The following is a 24733-nucleotide window of genomic DNA, read 5'->3' on the forward strand; positions in this document are numbered from 1 at the left end:
CAGCTGATAATAGCTGAAATGGAGTGGTGTTATGTTAGTAACAACGAAAGAAATGCTTCTTGAAGCACAAAAAAATCACTATGCAGTAGGTGCCTTCAATGTGGAAAATATGGAAATGGTACAGGCGGTCATTGCCGCTGCCGAAGAAATGCGTTCACCAGTCATCATTCAGACGACACCATCTACATTAAAGTATGCAAGTCCTGAATTATATTTTGCGAATGTCAAGGCATTGGCACAGAAATCAGTAGTACCGATAGCGGTTCATTTGGATCATGGCAATAGCTTTGAATTAGCGATGCAGACATTTAGGTGTGGTTATACTTCGATCATGATCGATGGTTCTCCAAAGTCATTTGAAGAAAATATCGCTTTGACATCAGCAGTGGTACAAGCGGCTCATGGTGCTGGTATTCCTGTTGAAGCAGAGCTGGGTACGGTAGGTGGCAAAGAGGATAGTCTTGATAATGGTGAAGGAGGCTATACCGATCCACAAAAGGCAAAAGAATTTGTAGAACGCACCAATTGTGATTCATTAGCTGTCGCAATCGGAACGGCACATGGTGTGTATAAGCATGCACCGAAGCTGGATCTGGAGCGTTTAAGTGCAATCCGCAAAGTCGTAGATATTCCTTTGGTGCTTCATGGAACCAGCGGTGTTGATGATGATGTCGTAAAAGAATGTGTAAAGCGTGGTATCTGCAAGGTCAATTATGCCACGGATCTAAGAATTGCCTATACGAAAGGGGTCAAGGAAATATTGGCTGAAAACCCTGATGTCTTCGATCCGAAGAAATACGGAACAAGAGGGCGCGAATATGTCAAGCAATATGTCATGGATAAAATGCAGGTGGTAGGCAGTACAAATCGGATATAGAAAAAAAGAGGAAATCAGACCAATCTTTTTGATAACAGGGGTTTGATTTCTTTTCTTTTTTTGACAAAAAAAGGCATGAAAATGTAAATGACTTTCATAGTCAAACACATTGTAAATGATATTTAAAAAGTCTATAATAAAAAAAACAAAGGACATTTTAGAGAAGAAATTGGGAGGCTTTACATATGATTACTAAGATCAGAAAAAGAGATGGACGTGAAGATCATTTCATTCCGGAGCGAATCACACGAGCCATTTTTTTAGCGGCTACACAGGTGGCAAAAGAAGAGGGCACAGAGGCAGATTACAGTACCGCAGAGTATCTGACCGATCGTGTCGTATCTCTTTTAAATAGAGAATATAGGGATTCTATTCCTTCTGTGGAACAGGTTCAGGATGCAGTCGTAAAAGTATTGATCGAAACCGGTCATGCGAAGACAAGTGAAAAGTATATCCTATATCGCGCTGAAAGAACGAATATTCGCAATATGAAGAGTCGTCTGATGAGATCGATCAAGGAAATAACTTTTTCTGATTCAAATGAAAGTGATCTGAAGCGTGATAATGCCAATATTGACGGAAATACGGCCATGGGTACCATGCTTCAGTATGGAAGTGCTGTTTCAAAAGAATTCTGTATGAGCCAGGTGATGAATCCGGAGCATGCTCTGCTTCATGAAAATGGAGATATTCATGTACATGATATGGATTTTATGAACATGGGAACGTTGACTTGCTGTCAGATTGATCTTTCAAAGTTATTTAAAGGCGGTTTTTCTACGGGACATGGATTTTTAAGAGAGCCACAGGATATCATGTCTTATGGAGCGTTGGCAGCGATCGCTATTCAAAGCAATCAAAATGACCAGCATGGCGGACAGAGCGTACCTGCTTTTGATTATTATTTAGCGCCGGGCGTTGAAAAGACATTTAAGAAAACATATTATCAAAATGTGAAAAAGGCCGTTGAATTGTTTAAAGGTCTGGATGTGAATGTTTCAGATGATTTAAAAGCGATTGAACACAATAAAGGTGTTTATCCAAAAATCAATATGCCTGAGGAATATCTGGATGAACAAAGAGAATTATTAAGAGATAAATATGAGCTTTCTGAAAGTGATATTGAAAAGATAGAAAAATTTGCTTATGATGAAACTTACCAGGAAACAGATAAAAAGACATATCAGTCCATGGAAGGCTTTATCCATAATCTAAATACGATGCATTCTCGTGCAGGTGCACAGGTGCCGTTCTCAAGCATTAACTTCGGTACGGATACTTCAGAAGAAGGAAGGATGGTATCGAAGAATCTGATATTAGCACAGGAAGCAGGGCTTGGAAATGGGGAAACGCCTATCTTCCCGATCCTTATTTTTAAAGTAAAAGAAGGGGTCAGCTATAATGAAGAAGATCCTAACTATGATCTTTTCAAGCTAAGCATGCGCTGCTCAGCCAAGCGGCTTTTCCCGAATTTCTCTTTTTTGGATGCCCCTTTCAATAAACAGTATTATATACCGGGCAATGTTGATTCAGAAGCGACTTATATGGGCTGCCGTACACGAGTAGTGGGTAATATCAATGGTGAGTCAACGGTTACAGGCAGAGGAAACTGTTCTTTTACATCGATCAACCTTCCACGCATCGGTATCAAGCATGGAGTTGTGACATTAGGTAAGTTTGATGAGGTTGGTTTCTTTGCGGAGCTGGATTCTAAGATCGATGCGGTGATTGCCCAGTTAAAAGAAAGACTTGTGATCCAGTCTAATAAAAAAGTTAAGAATTTTCCTTTCCTTATGGGACAGGGAATATGGCGGGGTTCAGATAAGCTGGGCTGGAATGATACGTTGGAAGATGTCGTGAAACAAGGAACCCTGACGTTAGGTTTTATCGGTCTTGCGGAATGCTTGAAAGCATGTATCGGTGTTCATCACGGAGAGAGCGAAGAGGCACAGAAGTTAGGCTTGAAGATCATTTCCCATATGCGTGAGCGCATGGATCAGCAAATGAATATAGATCATTTGAATTTTTCATTGATTGCTACTCCGGCAGAAGGATTGGCCGGTCGCTTTACACGTATGGATAAAAAGCGTTTCGGCATCATTGAAGGTATAACGGACCGTGAATATTATACAAATAGTTTCCATGTGCCGGTTTACTATCATATCAGTGCGTTTGATAAGATCAAGATCGAAGCTCCTTATCATGAGTTGACCAATGGCGGACATATTTCTTATGTGGAAATGGATGGGGATCCATGCAACAATCTCGAAGCCTTTGAAGCGGTTGTGCGCTGTATGAAGGAAAGCGGTGTGGGCTATGGAAGCATCAATCATCCGGTAGACCGTGATCCGGTTTGTGGTTATTCGGGTGTTATCGAAGGACATCGCTGTCCGAAATGCGGTCGTGATGAAACAAAAGGTGAAGTAAAATTCGATAAGATCCGCCGTATCACAGGATATCTGGTAGGAACGGTCGATCGTTTTAATGATGCGAAAAGAGCTGAAGAGCATGATCGTGTAAAACATGTCTGAGATGAAAATAAGATTAGCAGGCAAGTGCAATATTGACAGTATCGTCGATGGACCGGGATTAAGGATCGTTGTTTGGACACAGGGCTGTCCGCATCACTGCCCGTTTTGTCATAACCCGCAGACCCATGATTACAACGGCGGCTTTGAAGAAGATGTGGAAACGATCATTGCGTTGTTGGATGACATCAAGCTGCAGCAGGGAATTACCTTTTCTGGAGGAGAACCTTTTGAACAGCCCCTGCCTCTTATAGAAATTGCTAAGGCGGCAAAGAAAAAGAACTTAAATATATGGGCTTACAGTGGTTATCTTTATGAAGAACTGCTTGAAAAGAAAGATTGTTTTGAATTGCTTCAATATGTAGATGTATTGGTCGATGGACGTTTTATCAATGATCAAAAACACTATCAGCTCAAATTCAAAGGATCATTGAATCAACGTATTATTGATGTACAGGCATCTCTGAAAGAAGATAAAGTGATATTAAGTAAATATGATGAAGAAAACGAAAAGCTGAAGATAGAACAATAAGTTTTATTTTCAGCTTTTTTCTTATATACTTTAAATGAAAAATTTAAACTTTTTTGATATTTATAATATCTAATAGATGAAAGGAGAAGGAATCATGGATGAGAAACATATAAAAAGAGCTTTAAAAAATGATGATGAAGCATTTGTGAAGCTTATCATGGAGAAAAAAGAAAAACTAAAGCGTATCGCTTATAAATATTGCCTAAATGATGCCATGTGTGAAGATGCAATCTCCGAAACGATCTATCAGGCATATAAGAATCGAAAAAAATGCCGTCAACCTCAATACTTCGATACATGGCTGATACGCATATTGATCAATAATTGTTTAAAAGAAATCAATCAACAGAAAAAGAACTTTGAATTAAAAATCGATCTCCATGATGATCATCAAAAAGATATTCCTTTGCGTTCCATGGTCTATGGACTTGATGAACCGGAAAGAAGCATCATCATCTTACATTTTTTTGAAAAAGCGACTCTCAAAGAGATTGCGGAGTATTTAAATATGCCTTTAAGTACGATCAAATCAAAATACTACAAAATACTTGAAGAATTGAAATATCAGTTAAAGGAGGGAGAGTATGAATAAAAAACAATTTGATGAATGGAAAAAAGCAGCTTCAAATTTTGATTTCAGTGAAGAGCTTATTCGTACACAAATGAAAAGACATAAAAGAAAACACTTCTCGATCCGCTTCCTTCAATCATTTACCGCAATCTTTGCCCTCTTATTTATACTTTCTAATACATCCCAAAGCTTTGTGAATGCGACAAGGAATATCCCTATCTTAAATAAGCTGACAGAGGCCTTAAATATCAATGAAAGCATTAAATTTGCGATGGAAAACGATTATGTACAAGTATTAAATTTAACCGTTGAAGAAGATAATTTCAAGATCGTAGTTGACAGCATGCTTGTAGATGAAAGATCAATCTATCTTTTCTATAATGTTTATTTAGATGATGAAAAACTTACTATAGGAGAATATACTCTTTCCGTATTCCCATCTGATGAAGATAAAGGGAGCGTTTCATATCTATCACCATCTGATGATTATGATATGATGGAATATGTTCTTATTGAAGGTGAAGATATCAGTGCTTATTCATCATTTTATATGGATGTTCAATATCGGGGACAGATCTTACATGTAGAATTACCGATCGATATGAGCAAGATTGCCAAGAAGAAAGAAGTCATGGTCAATCAAACATTTGACATTGAAGATCAGAAACTGACGATCGAAAAAATTGAAATCTATCCATTATCAGTAAGAATCTATGTTCAGGAAGATGAAAAAAATCAATATACACTTGCACATCCGGAATTCACACTTATCATCAACGGTGAAAAAATCGAACGATTAGGAATACTTGCTTTGAATAATATATATTTTATTGATACACCATATTTTATAAGTGATGATTTTGAAATCATTCTTGAATCGGTAGAACTCATTGAAAAACCGGGAATCGTTACATTTGATATAGAAAGTGAAACGTTGAATGATCCAACAGAAAGCGTTGAGCTTGTGGAAGCAAGCTATGATGAATATGGCGGTCTTGATCTGATCATAAAAAATAAGAACATTCTCAGAGATGATTGTAGTCAATTATTACTTTCTGAGCTGAATTCGACTTATCAATCGTGGAGCATAACACAGGAGAAGAGTGTTTATAATGAATATCACTTTAGTAAAGAAACCTTGGAGAATACGGATCAGCTCACATTTACATTAAATACAGGCAATATCGTGACGGTTAATGAAAAACTGAGGGTAATATATTGATGAATTAAGGTGTTTCATCAATAGAAGCATCAAATTTTTCACTGTTTAAGACAAGCTTTTTAAATATTGAGGAATTGGAAGAAGTTTTATTTCTCTTTCTTAATTGAACATGGATTCGTGCCAATAATTCTTCTAATTCAAAAGGTTTACACAGATAATCATCGGCTCCTGCACCTAATATTTCAACTTTGCTATTTAAACTGTCTTTAGCGGTCAGGACAATGATAGGAATCTCCGATGTTTCTCTGATTTTTGATAATACCGTTTCACCATCCATTCCAGTCATATTCATGGTTTTTAGAATATAGAAGACCTTCGGTACCTGAATAAGCTTAAAATCATGGCTATGTAAATATTGGACGATCATGTCATTGATATCATTATTATCCTCTCAATTATTTTAGAAGAGGTAAATTATAAAAAACTCTCTTTAAAAGCTTATGCTGTTATCATCATATGACCATTCTTTGAGATATTCATTTTATTGATTTGGTGGGTTTAGATTTCACCAAAATAGTAAATATGTAAGAAGAAATTGGAAAGTATGATCAAAGACGGATATAATAGTCATAGAGGTGATACAAATGTTAGATATGATCAAGGACTTAAAAAGGAATATGATTCTGCTGGCTATCTTTTATCTGATATTAGGATTGATTCTTGTCGTATTTCCGAAAGTGAGCGGCTATGCAATCTGTTATCTGATCGGCGGGCTTGCAATCATCTATGGTGTTTTCCATCTGATCTTGTATCAAAGGACAAAATCACCTTTTGTCAACTATCGCTATGATCTTGTACAGGGTATTTTAGGAGCGGCAATCGGTATTTATGTGATCATGGTTCCCGAAATATTGATCGGAACGCTGCCTGTAGTGTTAGGTATTGTTGTCATGGTCGACAGTGTAGTGAAAATACAAAATGCATGGGATTTGAAAAGATTGGGTTATGATCGATGGTGGATCGTGATGATTGTAGCTGTGATCAGTGTTGTTTTGGGTATTTTGATGGTCTTTTATCCTTTTGCGGCGTATTTATCAGTGATCGTGTTTGTCGGTATTTCGCTGATCATAAATGGCATCAGTGATTTGGTTACGATCTTTATTCTAAGCAAGAAGGTAAAAGATTTTAAATCGAAAGTAGAAAATATGGTCATTGATTCAGATGCTGAGGAGATAGATGTTGAGTAAAAATAGTGTCAGTTTTGACTCGTTAAGAAAAGGTTTTTTTAAGATACAGTGTAACTCAGAAAAATGAGTTATACTGTTTTTTATATGCTGAAGACCATCAGAAATTTTCAATTCCTTTTTTTATAATTCCTTTCTTATTCAAACACGTACAACAACTTTCTGCATACGAACAATAAATAAATGTACGCAGTTATTATATCATAGTGTCCAAGATCAAAGACCCGTTTACGGGCAGTGGGAAACAGGAAGTATAAGGCGGAGTGACATGCGCTGTGTAAGCACGGCTAAAAACCACCGGTTTTGACGGTGGTTATTTATGCCCTTTTTATTACATCCCTATTATTTCTTTTTATTTTTTCGATAATCGTAGATAACAAGACCGATTCCTGCAGCTAATATGATGATACCAAAGATAAGTACAAAGTTTGACATGAATGTAAAAGGATCTGCGACGGGATTCGTAAAATCAGTGAAAAAGTCACCATACATCGATCCAGATCTTAAGAATGATGGCGTCATTGCTCTTGATAAAAAATAGAAAACAAGAGCAACGATACCGGAGTATATTAAATAGTAACCAATTTTTGCCCAGTGTTTTCTGACAAGACGAACACTTTTATCAAATGTATCAGGCTTTGCCGTATGAACTTCATTTTCTAGTAACTCATCAATCGTAATATGAAAGATCTTGCTGAGCATTAAAAGATTATTGGTGTCCGGCATGACCTCATCGGCTTCCCATTTGCTGATCGCCTGTCGGGAAACATTGCATTTATGAGCAAGCTCCTCTTGAGAATATCCTTTTTCTTTTCTTAAATTGTAAATGTTTTTTCCTAATGACATAGTAGCACTCCCTTCATCTACTTGTAGTATAGAATTTGTAAGCTTTATTTGCAAGAAAAGGAAGTTTACAATTTGTCAATTAGAGTTGTCATCTTAAAGAAATAACCCTTAGATCCGGTTTATAATAAATATGTAAATTCATATAAGAAAAGTATTTTTGTAGAAAAAGTGTTATAATAAAGCCATTCAAGAGGAGAAATTATGATACGAATAGGAAATGCGATGGATATCCATCAGCTCGTAGAAGGACGTAAGCTGATATTGGGTGGTGTAGAGATTGAACATGTGAAGGGATGTTATGGACACAGTGATGCCGATGCCCTGCTGCATGCGATCGCCGAAGCAATTTTAGGAGCCTTGGCATTAGGTGATCTTGGAAAACATTTTCCTGATACAGCATCAAGTACAGAAGGCATGGATTCGATGCTGATCTTAAAAGGCTGTGTAGAGATGATGAAAGAGAAAGGCTATCATCTTGTTAATGTTGATTCAACGATCAATATTGAAAAGCCGAAAATGGCACCACATATTCAAAAGATGCGAGAAAATATTGCTTCTGTCTGTGAATGTGATGTTGATTGTGTTAGTGTAAAAGCGACCCGTGGTGAAAAAATGGGGTTTGTTGGACATGAAGAAGGCGTATTGGCAATTGCCAGCGTTTTAGTAGAAAAATAAAGGAGTGAAGTCATGAAGCTTTTAGCCTCAGATTTTGATGGAACATTTTTTTTCAGAAATAAAAAAATGTTCATGGAAAATATATCTGCTGCCAGTGTATTTCAAAAAAAGAATGTTTTCGCAATCGTAACCGGCAGAGATGCTGCATCTGTTCTCAGTCATTTTGAAGATACAGATTTCCGTCCGGATTACTTGGCGGTTTATAATGGCGGACGAATTCTGGATTCTAAAGGTAAGGTCTTATATGACGATCCTTTAAAAATTGATTTAGACCGTCTTTATGATGTCTTAATGAAGGAAGGTGTTTCGCAAATAAGCATCCTTTCTCTTACGAAGGTCTTTCATAAGAGCTTTCATTTTAATATCCATGACTGGCTCTTTAAACTGCATCATCGATCTTTATATCGTTGTCATGTCAAAGATTATCATGAAATTGATGACGATATCTATATGTGTTCGATCAGTTGCGGAAGTGAGGAAAAAGCGCTTCTTTTATCTGAAAAGCTAAAGGAAATGAAGCTTGGGTGCAGCGTTTATGTCAACAAGAGCTTTATCGACATCGTCGGTGAGCATGCCAGCAAAGAGCATGCGGTAGAAATAATTGCCATGCATACAGAAGCCGATGAGGTTTTTGTCATAGGAGATTCTTATAATGATGTAGGAATGCTTCGTCAATTTCAAAGCTATACCGTTCAAAGTGCCACTGAAGCCATTCAAAAAGAGGCGGATCATGTCGTCGATAGCGTAGAGGCAGCAATTGCAGATATTCAAGCGAGGTGAGATCATGTTTGCGAAAACAAACGAAGTGAAGGTCATGCGCGATCCTGTGCATGGATATATTCATGTTGAATATCAAGTCATATGGGATTGCATCAATGCCAAAGAATTTCAACGCTTAAGAAGGATCCATCAATTGGGTGGTACCTATATGGTCTATCATACCGCAGAGCATTCACGTTTTGCTCATTCCCTGGGAGTGTATGAGATCACAAGAAGAATGGTGAATGAGGTCAGCGGATTAAAAGATCTGAGCGAAGAGGATAAGGTAACGGTCATGTGTGCTGCCTTGCTTCATGATGTGGGTCATGGTCCTTTTTCTCATGCCTTTGAAGCCATTACACCTACGACTCATGAAACCTATACACGAAGGATTATTTTAGAGGATACTGAGATTCATCATATTTTAAGCGGCATTGCCGATGATTTTCCGGATAAAGTAGCATCGATCATTGATTACTCTCATCCTAATGATCTCTTAAATCAGATCGTTTCCGGACAATTGGATGCTGATCGTATGGACTATTTATTAAGGGATGCGTATTTTACAGGAACCAGCTATGGTAATTTCGATCTGGAAAGGATCTTGCGTACGATGCGGGTCAAGGATCGTAAGATCGTGATGAAGGAAAGCGGGATTCATACGGTCGAAGACTATATCATGGCACGTTATCATATGTACTGGCAGGTGTATTTCCATCCGGTAACACGCAGCTATGAAGGGATCTTACACAGCGTCTTTAAACGATTGAAGGATCTTTATGCGAGCGATCCTTCCAAGCTGGATCACATTCGGATGTTCCAGCCGTTCTTGAAGCAGCAGGATACGGTCGAAGATCATTTTAAGATGGATGAATCAGCCGCTTTATATGGCTTTACACTGCTGAGTGAATCGGATGATGCGATTGTTGCGGATCTGGCCCGTCGTCTTTTAAATCGGGATCTATTTGAATATAAAACGATCTATGATGAAGATGATTTGGCAAAAATTAAAGAAAAGGTGCGTCAGCTTGGTTATGATCCAAAATATTATGTGATTCATGATGAAGCCAGACAGCGGCCATACCAGCCTTATAAAAGCGGTGAAGGACATAATATCTGGATTTTAAAAGAGAATGGATCCATTGAAGAATTGTCCGTTGTCAGTGATATCGTATCTGCCATTGTCCATGGAAAACTAAAGGAAGATAAAAAAGCATTCTTTCCTATAAAATAGAATAAAAGGAGAAAAACTGTGTATTATCCTAAATTTATAAAATCAAAAGAAACGATTGGTATCTGTGCGCCCAGCAAAGGCGTAGGCATGAAGCTCGATGAATATGAATGTTCTATTCAGCGTCTTATGAAAAAGTATCAGATCAAAGAAACAGCCAGTGTCCGTAACAGCGGATATCGTTCCAATACGGCATTTGTTCGTGCAAAAGAGTTGGAAGCATTATGCTTAGATGATGAAGCAAGGATGATCCTGTGTGCCAGCGGCGGTGATTTTATGTTTGAAATATTGCCTTATATTGATTGGGATCTGATATGCCGGCATCCAAAATGGTATATGGGATATTCCGATCCTACTTCACTTCTCTATATCCTGACGACAAGATATGACATTGCCAGTCTGTATGGTATGAATGCCGGCTCCTTTTATATTGAACATGATTATGTAGAGAAAAGCTTAAAGATCATGGAAGGAAATCTGATCGTCCAAACATCATTTGATTATTTTCAGTCACAAAAGAATTATCAGGAAGAAAAACTGATCTTTGACCAAAAGGTTATCTGGCGCCATGATCAGAAGATCGATGTGAGCGGAAGGTGTATCGGCGGCTGTTTAGAGGTGATCAAAGACCTTATGGGAACCCGATATGATGCGACATCCTCTTTCATAGAAAAATATAAAGAAGATGGGATCATCTGGTATTTTGATAATTATGGAATGAGTGCTGAAGATGTCTATCTGACATTATTACAGATGAAATACGCCAATTATTTTAATTATACAAAAGCAGTTTTGTTTGGCAGAACCTGTTTTGAAAGCAACCATACGGGAATGACGTATCAGGATGCCTTAAAAGAAGCTTTGGAGGACATTCCTTATATATATAACTGTGATATCGGACATACAAGTCCAAGAATGATCATGATCAATGGTGCGATCATGAAGCTTCAAGTGGATAAAGGACAAGGTAGAATTGTTTTCGAATGCCAATAAAGCTATTTCAGATACCAGTATTCACTTCCTAACAGTGATTCCTTGCCGGTAATGGGATTTACGATGCGTGCTTCAATGTTTTTACTTTTCTGATACCAGCCGGATACTGTTTCATCTTCATAAAGCTGATTGAATGTACTTTGGAATATTTTCTTAGATATTTGAAAATATTCCTCTTTTAATATGCGCGCATCGTCAAAACCGCTCCATATCCCAATCGTATAATCCGGATTGTAACCAACGATCAAACTGTCAAAATCACTGGTACCGGATTTAGCGGCCACTTTGACTTTTGGGGCTGTATTGACAAGAGTAGGCATCGTTACGGTTTTATTTTTGATATCATAGGTGCTTGTCAGCAGCTGATTCAAGACAAGGACGGTATCGCTGTCCAGGCTGATCGTTTTTTTATATTCATTTTCATAAAGCACCTTTTGATCCTGATAGATTGCTTTGATAAACGTCGGTTTGGTATAGTAGCCCATGGATGCAAATGTATTATAGATAGAAGTAAGCTCCATGAGGGACATTTCAACGGTTCCCAGAGCTAATGAGGGAAGAGGATCGGATTCGACATGAAAAGCTTTGAGAGAATCGCTTAAGACATCCATACCTAAAAATAAGTGTGTTTTCATGGCATAGATATTATCAGAAACGGCAATCGCATTGATCATTGAAATCTCACGGTTAGGATAACGATTATCATAGTTAATAGGTGCATAGGTCGTATTTTCATCGATCTGAAAGGTCGTAGGTGACGACATAAAAAGAGTGGATGGCGTAAAGCCTGCCCTAAGTGCATTGTAATACAACAGAGGTTTGATGGTAGAGCCTACCTGACGTTTAGAATACAGCGGCCGTATATATTCGCTTGTCGTATAGTTTTTGCCTCCGCTGATCGCTGCGATCGAGCCTGTTGACGGATCCAGGATGATGCCGCTGCTTTCACAGGCATCACTACTGGCGTGTGAGCGTATCGAGGTGCTGAGGGCATGCTGGGCCTTAGGATCATAGGATGTATATATTGAAATTCCTGATGAAGTATCAATCTTTAATGCATTCATTTCATCTAAGACAGCCTGAATATAGTAGGAGGCATCTTCATCCTCATATTTTTCTTCTGCCAGTGCGATCTTTTCATTTACAGCATGCTCATACTCAATTTGGCTTAGGATTCCCTCATCTTTGAGATAGGTCAATAAAAGATGCGTCCGCTCCATGGAAGCTTCAAGATCGATAAACGGTGAATATAAAGAAGGACCATTGATGATTCCGATCAGCATGACCATCTCTGCCTGCGAACAATCCTGTAAAGGCTGATTAAAGTAAAACTCACTGGCTTCATGAAATCCATAGATCCCATGTCCAAAGTATAATGTATTAAGATAACTTTCCAGTATTTCTTCTTTGCTGTACTGCATTTCCATCTGGGCGGCATAAAAAAGCTCCTGGAGCTTTCGTGAATATGTCTGTTGATTCGTTAAAAAAAGATTCTTGGCCATTTGCTGGGAAAGCGAGCTGCCGCCTTCCACGATTTTATTTGCCTTAAGATTCGTGATCATTGCTTTTGCGATACGAATCGGATCAAATCCCAAATGATCATAAAAACGCTTATCTTCGATCTGGATGATAAATTCAAGAAGTTCATCAGGAAATTCATCTAATTGACGCCAAGTAAGCTGTTCATTGAAGTTAGATTCATAAAATACTTCCTGATTGATATCATAAAGCGTTATTTTCTCTTTTTTTGATGTCAGGTCTAACGGTATGAGCTTGGCGCAGCCGAAAAACAATAGAAAGATAAAAAAAAGAAAACTGCATCCGCCAAAAAACCATTTCAAAGCTTTTTTCATAAAACACCTCATCTTTATTATGCGAAAAAAAAGAAATTCTTAATCAAAAATGTTGTAATCAGAAAAAGAATCGCTATAATGATACTCATGAAATATAAGGTATCCGTAAAACAAAAAAATCTGACGACGAAAGAAGAGGTTCTTTTATGTGATCAAATCATAGAAGCAGAGAAAAATGTACATGATTTTCATTTCTCTTTTGAGGAAAAAAAGCCTTATATGGGTACGGTGGAAATCAAGGGAGATGATAAAGGGTGTACGATATATCGTAATTGTGAGAATCGATCCACGTTGGATTTTATTTTAAAACAGAAGACAAAAGGGCTGATCGAAAGCCAATACGGTATATTAGAGATCGGGCTTTATACACGTCATTATGATCAAAAAGAAGAAATGATCACGCTTATTTATGATGTCATGCATGAGAGTCATGTGGTCGAATCTTACCGATTAAGCATTAAAATCAGAAAAGTGGTATAGTTTGGGATTTGGCACATATTCTTATTACGAAAAGAAACTCTTGACAACACATGTAAAGCGTTGTATATATAGGAAAGTTAATGGAAGGGAGGAGGATTTACATGAAAGCATCAAAGCTTGATATTGCGTATAACCTGCTGACAAAGAAAAAGAAACCCACACCTTTTCTAAAGCTTTGGGAAGAAATTTCACAAATCGAAGCTTTAAGTCCTTCCCAACAGGAAGACATGATTGCGCAGTTCTATTCTGACTTGTGTTTAGACAGCCGCTTTGTGAACATGGGTGAAAACAAATGGGATTTAAGAAGTCGCCATACTTTTAGTGAAACGGTGATCGATACTGCGGAATTTATGGATGATGATGGCGATGAAGATGATGAATTTGATTTAGATGACGAGGAAGAAGAAAACGAAAAAGACGAAGAAAAATATTAGTGTTTTGATATGAGCAGAGGAATATTCTCTGCTTTTCTTATGAACAAATATATTTTTCTTAATTTTTTAAATTTTCTTGCTTTAACTTTGCATGGAAATTGAGTATAATAAAAGTGCAGAAAATAGAGGAGGAAGAAATTATGGCATTAGTTAGCGCAACAGAAATGTTGGAAAAGGCCCATGCTGGTCATTACGCTGTAGGAGCATTCAATATTAATAACCTTGAATGGACAAAAGCAATCTTACAGGCAGCACAGGAAACGAATTCACCTGTGATCTTAGGTGTAAGTGAAGGTGCTGGAAAATACATGGGTGGTTACAAGACAGTAGCAGCTATGGTCAAGGAATTGATCGATTATTTAGGAATTACGGTTCCGGTTGCTTTACACTTGGATCACGGTTCATTTGACGGTGCAAAGGCTTGTATCGAAGCTGGTTTCTCTTCAGTTATGTTTGATGGTTCAAAATATGATTTTGAAGAAAACGTTGCAAAGTCAAAAGAAATCATTGAATTAGCTCACTCAAAAGGAATTTCTGTTGAGTGTGAAGTAGGTGCTATCGGTGGTGAAGAAGATGGCGTTATCGGTACAGGTGAGGTTGCTGATCCGGAAGAATGTGCTAAGATTGCTGCATTAGGTGTTGATTTCTTAGCTGCCGGTATCGGAAACATCCATGGTAAGTATCCTGCAAACTGGGCCGGATTGAATTTTGATGTATTGGCACAGATTCAGGCTAAGACAAATGGTAAGCCACTTGTATTGCATGGCGGTTCAGGTATTCCTGCTGATCAGATCGCTAAGGCAATTTCATTAGGTGTCAGCAAGATCAATGTGAATACAGAGTGCCAGATCGCTTTCGCAGAAGCTACTCGTAAATACATCGAAGAAGGTAAGGATCAGGTTGGTAAAGGATTCGACCCTCGTAAGCTGTTAGCTCCGGGAACAGAAGCTATCAAAGAATTAGTAAAGGCTAAGATCGTAGAATTCGGTTCAAATGATAAAGCTTAATTAAAATGCATCGGAAGATGCATTTTTTTATGTACATATATTCAACTCAGTATGGAAAAAAGTCATGATCTTGGCTATGTTCTGAGTAAGAAATACTGGCATCAGGGACTTGTGTATTAAGAGGATTGATCGAACAGTTAAAAAAAGATTCGTTTCCTTATATCACAGCTACGCATGATGTAAAAAATGAGGCCAGTGGAAGGGTTATGAAACATTTGGGTATGAAGTATTGTTATTCTTATGTGAGTTATGGCAGCCCAAAAATAACTTTTCGTATGTATCAATTGAATCTTGATGGCAAAGAAAGAGTTTATATGAAATGTTGGAATGAATCTGAAGTTCATTATATTGAAGATATATAAAAAGATATGCCGTTGTTGGCATATCTTTATGCTGCTTGAGCTTCTATATTTTTTGGAGAATATTTATTAAGATATGAAAGATAATTTTCTTTGAAGCTTTCATTGGTGCTTCGCATATTGCGAAGATATTCATGGAGATTGATGTCTTCAAGTGAAATATCGATCACATTGCGGGCAATGCTTGAACAGTGTCTGGATATTCGTTCCAGGTTTGTCAGAATGTCTGTCCAGACAAATCCGGCTTCAATGCTGCATTCTCCTCGTTGCAAGCGTTGGATATGACGTGTTCGCAATTCTTCTTTAAGTGTGTCGATGGCCTGCATCAGTGGTTCGACCCTTTCAGCGGCTTCAAGATCATTGTTAAGAAAGGCGGTTTGGGAAAGCTTCAGGATTTCATTGATGGCCTCAATGAAAAGGTTCATTTCTTTTTCGGCCGTTTTGCTGAGATGAAGATCCTTGATCTTTAATTCTTCGGCTGATTCCAGAAGATTCACCGCTAAATTGGAAATCCGCTCAAAATCACTGATGATCTTAAGAAGCTTGGCGGCTTCGGCACTATCGGCTTCGCTGATCTGATAGGTGCTGAGCTTTACCAGATAGGAGCTGAGGATATCCTTATAATAATCCACGCGTTCTTCTTTGTCACGGACGCTTTCAGCAAGCTTGGATGAATAGTTATCTAAGCTTTTTAAGCTGTTCTTTAATGCCTTTGATGAACAGGTAAACATATCTGCTGCTACCTCACGACATCTTTTCAGGGCAATGGGCGGTGTAGTGAGCAGACGTTCATCTAATTCGACATGCTTGTCGTCTTCGGCATCCTTGTTATCCGGTACTAAGAAAATGACCAGCTTTTCTAAGAAATCAGAAAGCGGAAGCATGAGTATCGTACACAAAATATTAAAAGAAGAGTGTGCCACAGCAATACCCACCAGCGATGCCGGCTGATTTAATAATACAGGATCAAACCAAGCCTTCACGATACAGAATACGCTGAGCCATACGATCGTTCCGATAACATTAAATGAAAGATGGACCATGGCCGCCCGCTTTGCATTTTTATTTGTGCCGATCGAAGACAGCAGGGCCGTCACACAGGTACCGATATTCTGTCCCATGATGATAGGGATAGCGGCACCATAGGAAACCTGTCCCGTAACAGCCAATGCCTGCAGGATTCCTACCGAAGCAGAGCTTGATTGTATGATTCCCGTCAGGATGGCACCTGCCAGCATTCCCAGAATCGGATTTTCAAAAGTAATGAAGAGATTTCTGAAAGCTTCCACATCTGCAAGACCGCTGACAGCATTGGACATCGTTTCCATACCGAACATCAATGTCGCAAATCCAAGAAAGATCAGGCCGGTATCGTTTTTCTTCGTGTTCTTGCAGAACATATAAAGAATCACTCCGATGACAGCCAGAATCGGTGTAAATGAAGAAGGCTTCAGCATCTGTACAAAGAAATTGCTGCTGGTAATGCCTGTAAGGCTCAATAGCCATGCAGTTACGGTCGTACCGATATTGGCACCCATGATGACATTGATTGCCTGCTTCAAGGTCATTAATCCGGAATTCACGAAGCCGACGACCATGACGGTTGTCGCTGATGAACTCTGGATGACAGCGGTGATTCCTAATCCTGTCAGGAGGCCGACGATTCGATTGGATGTCAGCTTACTGAGAAGTGAGCGCAGATTGCTTCCCGCTCTTCTTTCTAAGGCCTGCCCCATGATATTCATACCGAATAAAAAGAGGGATAAGCCTCCAAGCATTGTTAAAAAGTCAAATATATCCATAATTTATCATTCCTTCATTCATGTTTTATCAGATTTATTTAAAATAGTTATCAGCATTATGTAAAATAAAAGTAAAATAAGCAGAATTTTTGTAAAAATCAGATGATTTTGACGTATATTTGAAGAAATATGTGTTTTTTTGTACTTTTTTAAATATAGAAGGGGATATAAGAATATTTTGATTTCATAAAATCCTCACTTTTCTATTTTGATGTGATTAGAATTTTGGTATAATAGGGTGACTGGAGGAATATATGGAAATTGTTGACCGCTTTGAAGAAAAATTAAATGAACATCAGATAAAATTGAATGATATTCAAAAGAAACAGTTTGAAATTTATGCATCGATGCTGGCTGAGTGGAATCAGAAGATGAATCTGACAAGCATTACAGATGAAGAAGGCATCTATATGAAGCATTTCTATGATTCATTGATTCCCAGCTTTGATATAAATTTCAGCGGAAGCTTATGTGATGTTGGAAGCGGGGCGGGATTTCCGAGCATTCCTTTAAAAATCATGAATCCGAAATTGGATGTGACTATCATAGAAACATTAGGAAAACGAGTAACCTTTTTAAATGAGCTGTGCAATGCTTTGAAAATCGAAGCAGTGCTGCTTCATGCGCGTGCGGAAGAATGTCATGAATTAAGGGAATCGTTTGATTTTGTAACAGCAAGGGCTGTTGCCAATATGCCTTTATTATGTGAGCTGTGTATTCCGTTAGTGAAAGTAGGGGGCCGCTTTGTCGTGATGAAGGGGGCTAATGGCAGAGAAGAGCTGAAAGAGAGTCAAAAGGCTTTGACACTTTTAGGCTGTGAAGTGAAACATGTTTTTGAAGCTTCATTGGAGGGAATGAGCCGTATCAATATTGAATGTGTGAAGGTAAGACCAACACCTAAAAAATATCCCCGTCCATTTTCTAAGATGAAGAAGAATCCGTTAAGAGGTGAGTAGTATGAAAGAAATATTAATGGTACCTATTGAAAAGATCGTAGCCAATCCATATCAGCCAAGAATCGAGTTTAATCAGGAAAGCCTGATGGATCTGGCGCAGTCAATACGGGAAAATGGATTGATACAGCCGGTAACATTAAAAGAGAAGTATGGTTATTATGAAATCATTGCCGGAGAGCGTCGTTATCGTGCCTGTCAGATGATCGGCATGACGGAGATCCCGGCCAATGTCATGGATGTGCAGGAGTCGCAGATGGCGGCACTTGCCTTAGTGGAAAATATTCAGCGTGAGGATCTAAGTGCGATCGAAGAAGCTAAGGCCTTTGTTCAGATCATGAAGGTCAGCGGCTGTACGCAGAGCGAATTGGCGTTGAAGCTGGGGAAAAGTCAGAGTGCGATTGCCAATAAGATCCGTCTTTTGAATCTTTCTGAGAATGTGCAGAATGCCGTTAGCAGCAAGATCATTACTGAACGTCATGCCCGTTCGTTAGTTGGCATGGATGAAAAAAAGCAGCAGGAGATGCTGGATAAGATCGTAAAAAAAGGCTTGAATGTTTCACAGACGGAAAATCTGATCAAGCAGGAGAAGAAAGAAAAAGTAAAATTAAAAGGCTTTACCAGAGAAATCAAGATTGCGCTGAACACCGTTCGGCAAGCTTATGCCATGATTCAGCGAGCAGGGATCAAAGCTGATTTAAGTGAATATGAGGATGAAGATGGATATACGATGACGATCCGTTTTCCAAAGGAATAGGGTGAGCATATGGGAAAAATAATCGCAGTTTCAAATCAGAAGGGCGGCGTAGGCAAAACAACGACAAGCATTAATCTGGCAGCAGGCTTAGGTTATTTAGGCAAGAAGGTGTTATTGGTTGACTTTGATCCGCAAGGTAATGCGACACAAGGTGTTGGCGGCAGTGCCAAGGGGAATAAGCTATCCGTGTATAACCTGATCATGGAAAAGTTTCGGGTCAAAGATGTCGTAAAAAAGCTTGATTTTCCACCGATCGATCTGATTCCAAGCAATATTCAGTTAGCGGGGGCTGATTTGCAGATGGTGAAATTTGAAGTAGGCAAAGAGAAGCTGTTAAAGACAAAGCTGGATGAGGTCAAGGATCAATATGATTTTATCATCATTGATTGTCCGCCTTCGTTGGGTTTATTAAATACCAATGCTTTGACGGCGGCAGATTCCGTGCTGATTCCTATTCAGTGTGAATATTATGCATTAGAGGGAGTAACCCAGCTTCTTTTAACGATTCGTCTTGTCCAGCAGCTGTTCAATCCGAATTTAGTGATCGAAGGAGTGTTGTTGACGATGTATGATGCACGTACGAATTTAAGTGTGGAGGTACAACAGAACGTGCGCAAGCATTTTAAGGAAAAGGTGTATCGCAATTACATACCACGCAACGTAAAATTATCAGAGAGTCCTTCTCATGGAAAAACAATTTTTGAATATGATGTAAGATGTGATGGTGCGAAGGCTTATGCAGGCCTTGCAAGTGAAGTTGTAAAACAGAATCAGAAGGAGGTATAGAATGGCAAAGAAAAGTAAACTGGGGCATGGTTTAGAGGCTGCCACACAGGGGCTGGATGCGATCTTTGGAGAGAATATTACCGATCTTCTTGAAGATATCCAACATAACAGCACTTCTACCACTGAAATCGATGTAAATGAAATCAAGCCGAATCCATATCAGCCTAGAAAACAGTTTGATGAACATAAATTACAGGAGCTGGCTGATTCCATTGCAATCCATGGAGTGTTTACACCGATCCTTGTCAAGAAGGCCGTATCCGGTTATGAACTGGTTGCCGGTGAGCGAAGACTGAGAGCGAGCAAAATGGCCAATAAGGAAACAATACCGGCCATCATCGTTGATTTTGATGATGAAGCAATGATGGAAATTGCTCTTTTGGAGAATGTGCAGCGTGAAGATCTGAATGCTATCGAAGAGGCACAGGGATATCAGAAAATCATTGAAAAATTAAATATGACTCAGGAACAGCTGGCAAAAAAAATAGGCAAGAGCCGTGAGCATGTGACGAATATGCTGCGTCTTTTAAAGCTGCCTGAAGCTGTTCAGAAAATGGTGCTGGATGGTAAGCTTTCAATGGGACATGTCCGTGCTCTTTTGGGAGTTGAAAATCAAGAGGATCTGATTCTTTTGGCAAATCAGGCCATCAGGGAACATCTGAGCGTTCGTAAGGTTGAAGCTTTAGTAAAGGAAATGAATGAACCTAAAAAGAAGAAAACGGCGCCAAAAGAAGATCCTTTCATTGAAAACTTAAATCATCGGTTGGAAGAGAAATTTCAGACAAAAGTAAAGATTGATACGAAGCAAATCGTCATTTCTTATCATGGTGTCGATGATTTGAATAGAATTCTTGAAATTCTGGGCTGTTTGGACGAATAGTTTTGAAATATGGGAATCTATCGTATATAATAATAAAAGGAAGTGATAAGATGAAACAAAAAAATATTTTCTCAAGATTTATGGCAGTGACGACCGATTTAGTTATCACACTTATCCCTCTTTTGGTGTGGGATCTCATCATTTTTATCATATTGGCCGGCTTTTTACCGGCAACGGTCATGACATTTTTGGATGATACGATCCGTTATATCATATTTGCATCTTTTGTCATTACCAATCCTTTTATTACGTATGTATATGGAAAGACCTTGGGACAGACAGTTTATGATATTCGTATTTTAAATACTTCTAATAAAAAGGCTTCATCGGCACAGCGAATGCTTCGTGAGATGCTTGGTGGTCTTGCATTCTTAGGATGTTTCTATATTTATCACGGAATCGGGATTCCGATTTATATCATGTTGAATTTGATCGTGATCCTTCTTGATAAATATGGAAGAGGTATCGTTGATTTTATCTGCCGTACCAAACCGGTCAGCATTGCGGCGGTTGCTGAGAAAGCAGAGGATCTCAAAAAAAAAGCCAAGGACGAAGAAAAAGAAGAGTTGCCCGTATTGGAAAGAGGTAAAAGCTTTTATCATTATGATCTGCATGCTCATTCCAAATACAGCATCTATGGTATGGATACAGTGGAAGAAATCTTTCAGAAAGCAAGTGCTTTGGGGATTCAGGTCTTAAGCATTACTGATAGATTCAGCGTAAAAGCAAATTTTGAGGCTGAGGTGTTAAGTAAGCCTTATGGTATCTCATATATTCCGGGGATCGAGATGGATTGTGAATATAAGGGTTATCCGCTCACGATCTTAGGATATGGCATTGATTATAAGGATCCTTTGTTTGTGGAGATGGGAAATGAGCATCTGAGATTACAGCGCAAAGCTTCGGCAGAGAGGATCGAGAAGTTCAAAGAGGTGAGCGGCATCGATATGAATCTTTCAAGGCTGGTCAATCAGACGACAAGCGGTATCGTTACACCGGAGATGCTCATCAATGAAGTGCTTAAAAATCCGTTGTATGAAGATGTGGAATTTTTAAAGCCTTATCGTGATGATGAGGAAAATGCTTTTCAGCATTTATATGCGGATTATTTTGCACCTAAAAAGGAGTGTTATGTGGAAGCGCCTTTGATGACGCTTCAAAGCGTGCTGGAAACGATCAAGGCAACGAAGGGTATCTCGATATTGGCTTATCCGAAGAAAAGCTGTGGAGATGATGTTGAGTTATTAAAAGAAATTCTTTCACAGGGTGTGGAAGGTATGGAAATATTCTCTGCTTATCATGAGGAAGAGGATATTCGACGTTATTTAAAGGTTGCTCGTGATTGTGCATGCTTTGTTAGCTGCGGAAGTGACTATTATGGAGATAATGGTTTGATGATCCAGCTGGGTGATTCCAAGGCTGAAAGCAAATATGAAAAATTATTAGCGATATTGATCAATCGCTGTTTGACAAAGAGTGAAACAAAAGTGAGTGAAAAAGGTTGAAAAACCTAAAAAGTTCACCTATAATATGAGAAAGGTTATGACGAAAAGAGTAGTTTGTTTTTGAAGCATAGAGAGTGCCCGGCTGGTGGAAGGGCATATGAAAGAACAGATGAAGATGGCTTCTGAACCGCTTTTTCGAAGAGGGAAAGCCGTAACACGCGTTAAGTGAAAGAGGTGCAGCAATGCACGAATAAAGGTGGTACCACGAGATTTCGTCCTTTGACGGAATCTTTTATTTTTATGGAGGAAAATATATGGATAGAGGAAAATACTATATAACTACTGCAATTGCTTATACATCTGGGAAACCTCATATTGGTAATACTTATGAGATCATCCTTTCAGATGCGATTGCCCGTTATCGCAGAAAACAGGGATATGATGTATTTTTTCAGACAGGAACGGATGAACATGGTCAGAAGATCGAAGAAAAGGCTAAGGAGGCAGGAGTCAGTCCGCAGGAATATGTTGATGCCGTAGCTGAGGTCATCAAAGAGAATTATAAATTGATGAATATTGATTATGATTATTTTATTCGTACGACAGATGATTATCATGTAAAGACAGTACAGAAAATATTTAAGAAGCTTTATGATCAGGGAGATATTTATAAGGGTAAATATGAAGGTCTTTACTGTACTCCTTGTGAATCTTTCTGGACGGAAAGCCAGCTCGTAGATGGAAAATGTCCTGACTGCGGACGTCCTGTAAAGAAAGCAACTGAAGAAGCTTATTTCTTTAATTTACAGAAATATGCCCAGCGTTTGATCGATCATATCGAATCTCATCCTGAATTTATCCAGCCGGAATCAAGAAAGAATGAAATGATCAATAACTTTTTGAAGCCGGGCCTTCAGGATCTGTGTGTATCGAGATCGACCTTTACATGGGGTGTTCCTGTGGATTTTGATAAGAAGCATGTGGTTTATGTATGGATCGATGCTTTAAGCAACTATATCACAAGTCTTGGTTATGATCCTGATGGCAATCATGGTGAGAAATATAAAAAATACTGGCCGGCAGATGTACATATCATCGGAAAGGATATCCTTCGTTTCCATACGATTTATTGGCCGATCATGCTGATGGCTTTAGGTGAACCGTTACCAAAACAGGTATTTGGACATCCTTGGCTGTTAGTGGGTGACGGTAAGATGTCGAAATCTAAGGGAAATGTCATTTATGCTGATGAGCTGGTGCATTATTTTGGTGTTGATGCCGTCCGCTATTTCTGTTTAAGTGAGATGCCGTTTGCACAGGATGGTACGATCACATGGGAATTGATGATCGAAAGGATCAATTCTGATCTTGCGAATGTTTTAGGTAATCTTGTAAATCGGACGATTTCAATGACCAATAAATATTTCGATGGTGTAGTAAACAAAGGACAGAGTGAAGAAGAAGTTGATAAGGAATTAATTGCACTGGCCTTAGATACGCCAAAGAAAGTGGAAAAGAAGATGGATGAGCTGCGCGTAGGTGATGCGATCAGTGAGATCTTCACCTTATTGAAGCGCTGCAACAAGTATATCGACGAAACAACACCTTGGACTTTAGCGAAAGAAGGTAAGATGGATCGTCTGTCCACCGTCTTATATAACCTGCTTGAATCGATACGTATTGCTGCTATCCAGCTGAGTGCTTTTCTTCCGGAAACAGGTGATAAGATCTTAAATGCTTTAAATACGCAGCAGCGTTCGTTTGAAAGCTGTGAAACCTTTGGAAATTTAGAGTGTGGAATCAAGGTTGCAGAAAAACCTGAAATTCTGTTTGCACGTATTGATGAAAAAGAAATGCTGGAAAGAATTGCTGCTGACCATGCAGCTTCTAAGAAAGAAGAACCTGTAAAGGAAGAGAAAAAAGAAGAAATTACGTTTGATGATTTCTCAAAATTGGAATTAAAGGTAGGAGAAGTTCTTTCTTGTGAGAAACATCCGAAAGCAGATCGTCTTTTAGTTTCACAGATTGATTGCGGCAATGGTGATGTCCGTCAGATCGTCAGTGGTATTGCAGATCACTTTACACCTGAAGATATGAAGGGGAAAAAGGTCATTGTTGTGACAAATTTAAAACCTGCCAAGTTACGAGGAGTAGAGAGTCAGGGTATGATTTTAGTAGGTGAAACTGCTGATAATGAAAAGCTTGCTTTGGCTTTATGCGATTTACCTAAAGGCAGTATCGTAAGATAAATATTTTATGAACCTCCAAAAGTGGATAAGCTTATGGAGGTTTTTTCATATATTAGGAAATTTCAATTTTGATGGACAGGAAGATAATGAAAGAGATTGAAAAAAGTTAAGTATATTTTATATTATGATATTATGTGTTATTAATTTTGAATTATATTATCATTATAGTTTCTATTATGATAGAATATCTGTGTGAATACTCTTTTTTCTATCAAGGAGGCATCATGAAAGTTTTTTCTCTTTCCAACCGTTTCTATTACCGTGAATTCCCTGATCTGAAGAACATCATTCTTCATGATCTGAGAGTCTA

Annotated in this window: 23 protein-coding genes and 1 other annotated feature; of the genes, 19 read left to right on the forward strand and 4 right to left on the reverse strand. The window is 38.6% G+C overall.

The features are described from left to right. Positions 1-31: 31 nt before the first annotated feature. The 5 genes from fba (Q0K35_RS11090) to Q0K35_RS11110 all read left to right on the forward strand — a co-directional run bounded on the left by fba (Q0K35_RS11090) (position 32) and on the right by Q0K35_RS11110 (position 5730). On the forward strand, positions 32-877 hold the full coding sequence (gene fba / locus Q0K35_RS11090) for a class II fructose-1,6-bisphosphate aldolase (RefSeq protein ID WP_294562928.1): 846 nt from the start codon (positions 32-34) through the stop codon (positions 875-877). Positions 878-1062: 185 nt separating this feature from the next. Continuing rightward, positions 1063-3408 (forward strand): anaerobic ribonucleoside triphosphate reductase, encoded by a 2346-nt coding sequence (locus Q0K35_RS11095; protein ID WP_294562929.1) that lies wholly within the window; start codon positions 1063-1065, stop codon positions 3406-3408. Position 3409: 1 nt separating this feature from the next. After that, a complete protein-coding gene (gene nrdG, locus Q0K35_RS11100; protein ID WP_294562930.1) occupies positions 3410-3937 on the forward strand; it encodes an anaerobic ribonucleoside-triphosphate reductase activating protein in 528 nt (175 codons plus the stop codon). A 94-nt stretch (positions 3938-4031) separates the two neighbouring features. Further along, positions 4032-4529 (forward strand): sigma-70 family RNA polymerase sigma factor, encoded by a 498-nt coding sequence (locus tag Q0K35_RS11105; protein ID WP_294562931.1) that lies wholly within the window; start codon positions 4032-4034, stop codon positions 4527-4529. Next, complete coding sequence (locus tag Q0K35_RS11110; RefSeq protein WP_294562932.1) at positions 4522-5730, forward strand: DUF4179 domain-containing protein; 1209 nt, start codon at positions 4522-4524, stop codon at positions 5728-5730. The genes Q0K35_RS11105 and Q0K35_RS11110 overlap by 8 nt, the downstream gene beginning before the upstream one ends. A 4-nt stretch (positions 5731-5734) precedes the next feature. Here Q0K35_RS11110 and Q0K35_RS11115 read toward each other — a convergent pair whose 3' ends face one another. Beyond that, a complete protein-coding gene (locus tag Q0K35_RS11115) occupies positions 5735-6097 on the reverse strand; it encodes a response regulator transcription factor (protein ID WP_294562933.1) in 363 nt (120 codons plus the stop codon). Positions 6098-6314: 217 nt separating this feature from the next. Here Q0K35_RS11115 and Q0K35_RS11120 point away from each other — a divergent pair, with 217 nt between their 5' ends. Beyond that, positions 6315-6917, forward strand: a complete 603-nt coding sequence (locus tag Q0K35_RS11120; protein WP_294562934.1) for a DUF308 domain-containing protein — start codon at positions 6315-6317, stop codon at positions 6915-6917. 339 nt (positions 6918-7256) lie between these two features. Here the strand turns inward: Q0K35_RS11120 and Q0K35_RS11125 are convergent, their stop codons facing one another. Continuing rightward, entirely contained in the window at positions 7257-7760 is a 504-nt protein-coding gene (locus Q0K35_RS11125) for a helix-turn-helix transcriptional regulator (protein ID WP_294562935.1), read from the reverse strand. A gap of 201 nt (positions 7761-7961) precedes the next feature. On the opposite strand from Q0K35_RS11125, the gene ispF reads away from it, so the two are divergent. The 4 genes from ispF to Q0K35_RS11145 are packed head-to-tail and all read left to right on the forward strand — an operon-like array spanning position 7962 to position 11418. Further along, positions 7962-8435, forward strand: a complete 474-nt coding sequence (gene ispF, locus Q0K35_RS11130; RefSeq protein ID WP_294562936.1) for a 2-C-methyl-D-erythritol 2,4-cyclodiphosphate synthase — start codon at positions 7962-7964, stop codon at positions 8433-8435. Between the two features lie 12 nt (positions 8436-8447). Continuing rightward, positions 8448-9215, forward strand: a complete 768-nt coding sequence (locus Q0K35_RS11135) for an HAD-IIB family hydrolase (protein ID WP_294562937.1) — start codon at positions 8448-8450, stop codon at positions 9213-9215. Between the two features lie 4 nt (positions 9216-9219). Further along, a complete protein-coding gene (locus tag Q0K35_RS11140) occupies positions 9220-10428 on the forward strand; it encodes an HD domain-containing protein (protein ID WP_294562938.1) in 1209 nt (402 codons plus the stop codon). 18 nt (positions 10429-10446) lie between these two features. After that, positions 10447-11418, forward strand: coding sequence for a S66 peptidase family protein (locus Q0K35_RS11145; RefSeq protein WP_294562939.1), 972 nt, complete (start codon positions 10447-10449; stop codon positions 11416-11418). Positions 11419-11420: 2 nt separating this feature from the next. Here the strand turns inward: Q0K35_RS11145 and Q0K35_RS11150 are convergent, their stop codons facing one another. Then, positions 11421-13271 carry a transglycosylase domain-containing protein gene (locus Q0K35_RS11150; protein ID WP_294562940.1) on the reverse strand — a complete coding sequence of 617 codons (1851 nt, stop codon included), beginning with the start codon at positions 13269-13271 and terminating at the stop codon, positions 11421-11423. 87 nt (positions 13272-13358) lie between these two features. On the opposite strand from Q0K35_RS11150, the gene Q0K35_RS11155 reads away from it, so the two are divergent. The 3 genes from Q0K35_RS11155 to fba (Q0K35_RS11165) all read left to right on the forward strand — a co-directional run bounded on the left by Q0K35_RS11155 (position 13359) and on the right by fba (Q0K35_RS11165) (position 15192). Beyond that, positions 13359-13751 carry a DUF1934 family protein gene (locus Q0K35_RS11155; RefSeq protein ID WP_294562941.1) on the forward strand — a complete coding sequence of 131 codons (393 nt, stop codon included), beginning with the start codon at positions 13359-13361 and terminating at the stop codon, positions 13749-13751. 101 nt (positions 13752-13852) lie between these two features. After that, positions 13853-14185: a DNA-directed RNA polymerase subunit delta gene (rpoE, locus tag Q0K35_RS11160; RefSeq protein ID WP_294562942.1), complete on the forward strand. Its 333-nt coding sequence runs from the start codon at positions 13853-13855 to the stop codon at positions 14183-14185. A 140-nt stretch (positions 14186-14325) separates the two neighbouring features. Beyond that, the gene (gene fba / locus Q0K35_RS11165) at positions 14326-15192 is read left to right on the forward strand and encodes a class II fructose-1,6-bisphosphate aldolase (protein ID WP_071441127.1); all 867 of its coding nucleotides are present in this window, start codon (positions 14326-14328) and stop codon (positions 15190-15192) included. Between the two features lie 388 nt (positions 15193-15580). On the opposite strand, the gene Q0K35_RS11170 is transcribed toward fba (Q0K35_RS11165), so the two are convergent. Continuing rightward, positions 15581-17353, reverse strand: coding sequence for a Na/Pi cotransporter family protein (locus tag Q0K35_RS11170; RefSeq protein WP_294562943.1), 1773 nt, complete (start codon positions 17351-17353; stop codon positions 15581-15583). Between the two features lie 254 nt (positions 17354-17607). On the opposite strand from Q0K35_RS11170, the gene rsmG reads away from it, so the two are divergent. From rsmG to metG, 6 genes are all read left to right on the forward strand, one after another. Then, positions 17608-18309 (forward strand): 16S rRNA (guanine(527)-N(7))-methyltransferase RsmG, encoded by a 702-nt coding sequence (rsmG, locus tag Q0K35_RS11175; RefSeq protein ID WP_294562944.1) that lies wholly within the window; start codon positions 17608-17610, stop codon positions 18307-18309. A 1-nt stretch (position 18310) separates the two neighbouring features. Further along, positions 18311-19063 (forward strand): ParB/RepB/Spo0J family partition protein, encoded by a 753-nt coding sequence (locus tag Q0K35_RS11180; RefSeq protein ID WP_294562945.1) that lies wholly within the window; start codon positions 18311-18313, stop codon positions 19061-19063. A 9-nt stretch (positions 19064-19072) separates the two neighbouring features. Beyond that, on the forward strand, positions 19073-19849 hold the full coding sequence (locus Q0K35_RS11185; RefSeq protein WP_294562946.1) for an AAA family ATPase: 777 nt from the start codon (positions 19073-19075) through the stop codon (positions 19847-19849). Between the two features lies 1 nt (position 19850). Further along, the gene (locus Q0K35_RS11190; RefSeq protein WP_294562947.1) at positions 19851-20729 is read left to right on the forward strand and encodes a ParB/RepB/Spo0J family partition protein; all 879 of its coding nucleotides are present in this window, start codon (positions 19851-19853) and stop codon (positions 20727-20729) included. A gap of 50 nt (positions 20730-20779) precedes the next feature. Beyond that, positions 20780-22234, forward strand: coding sequence for an RDD family protein (locus tag Q0K35_RS11195; protein WP_294562948.1), 1455 nt, complete (start codon positions 20780-20782; stop codon positions 22232-22234). 28 nt (positions 22235-22262) lie between these two features. After that, positions 22263-22457, forward strand: a binding site (T-box leader). A gap of 31 nt (positions 22458-22488) precedes the next feature. Next, positions 22489-24423 carry a methionine--tRNA ligase gene (gene metG / locus Q0K35_RS11200; RefSeq protein WP_294562949.1) on the forward strand — a complete coding sequence of 645 codons (1935 nt, stop codon included), beginning with the start codon at positions 22489-22491 and terminating at the stop codon, positions 24421-24423. The last annotated feature ends 310 nt before the right edge of the window (positions 24424-24733 follow it).

Origin of the sequence: uncultured Traorella sp. (genome assembly GCF_944327115.1) — a bacterium.
In the GTDB taxonomy this organism is placed as follows: domain Bacteria; phylum Bacillota_I; class Bacilli_A; order Erysipelotrichales; family Erysipelotrichaceae; genus Traorella.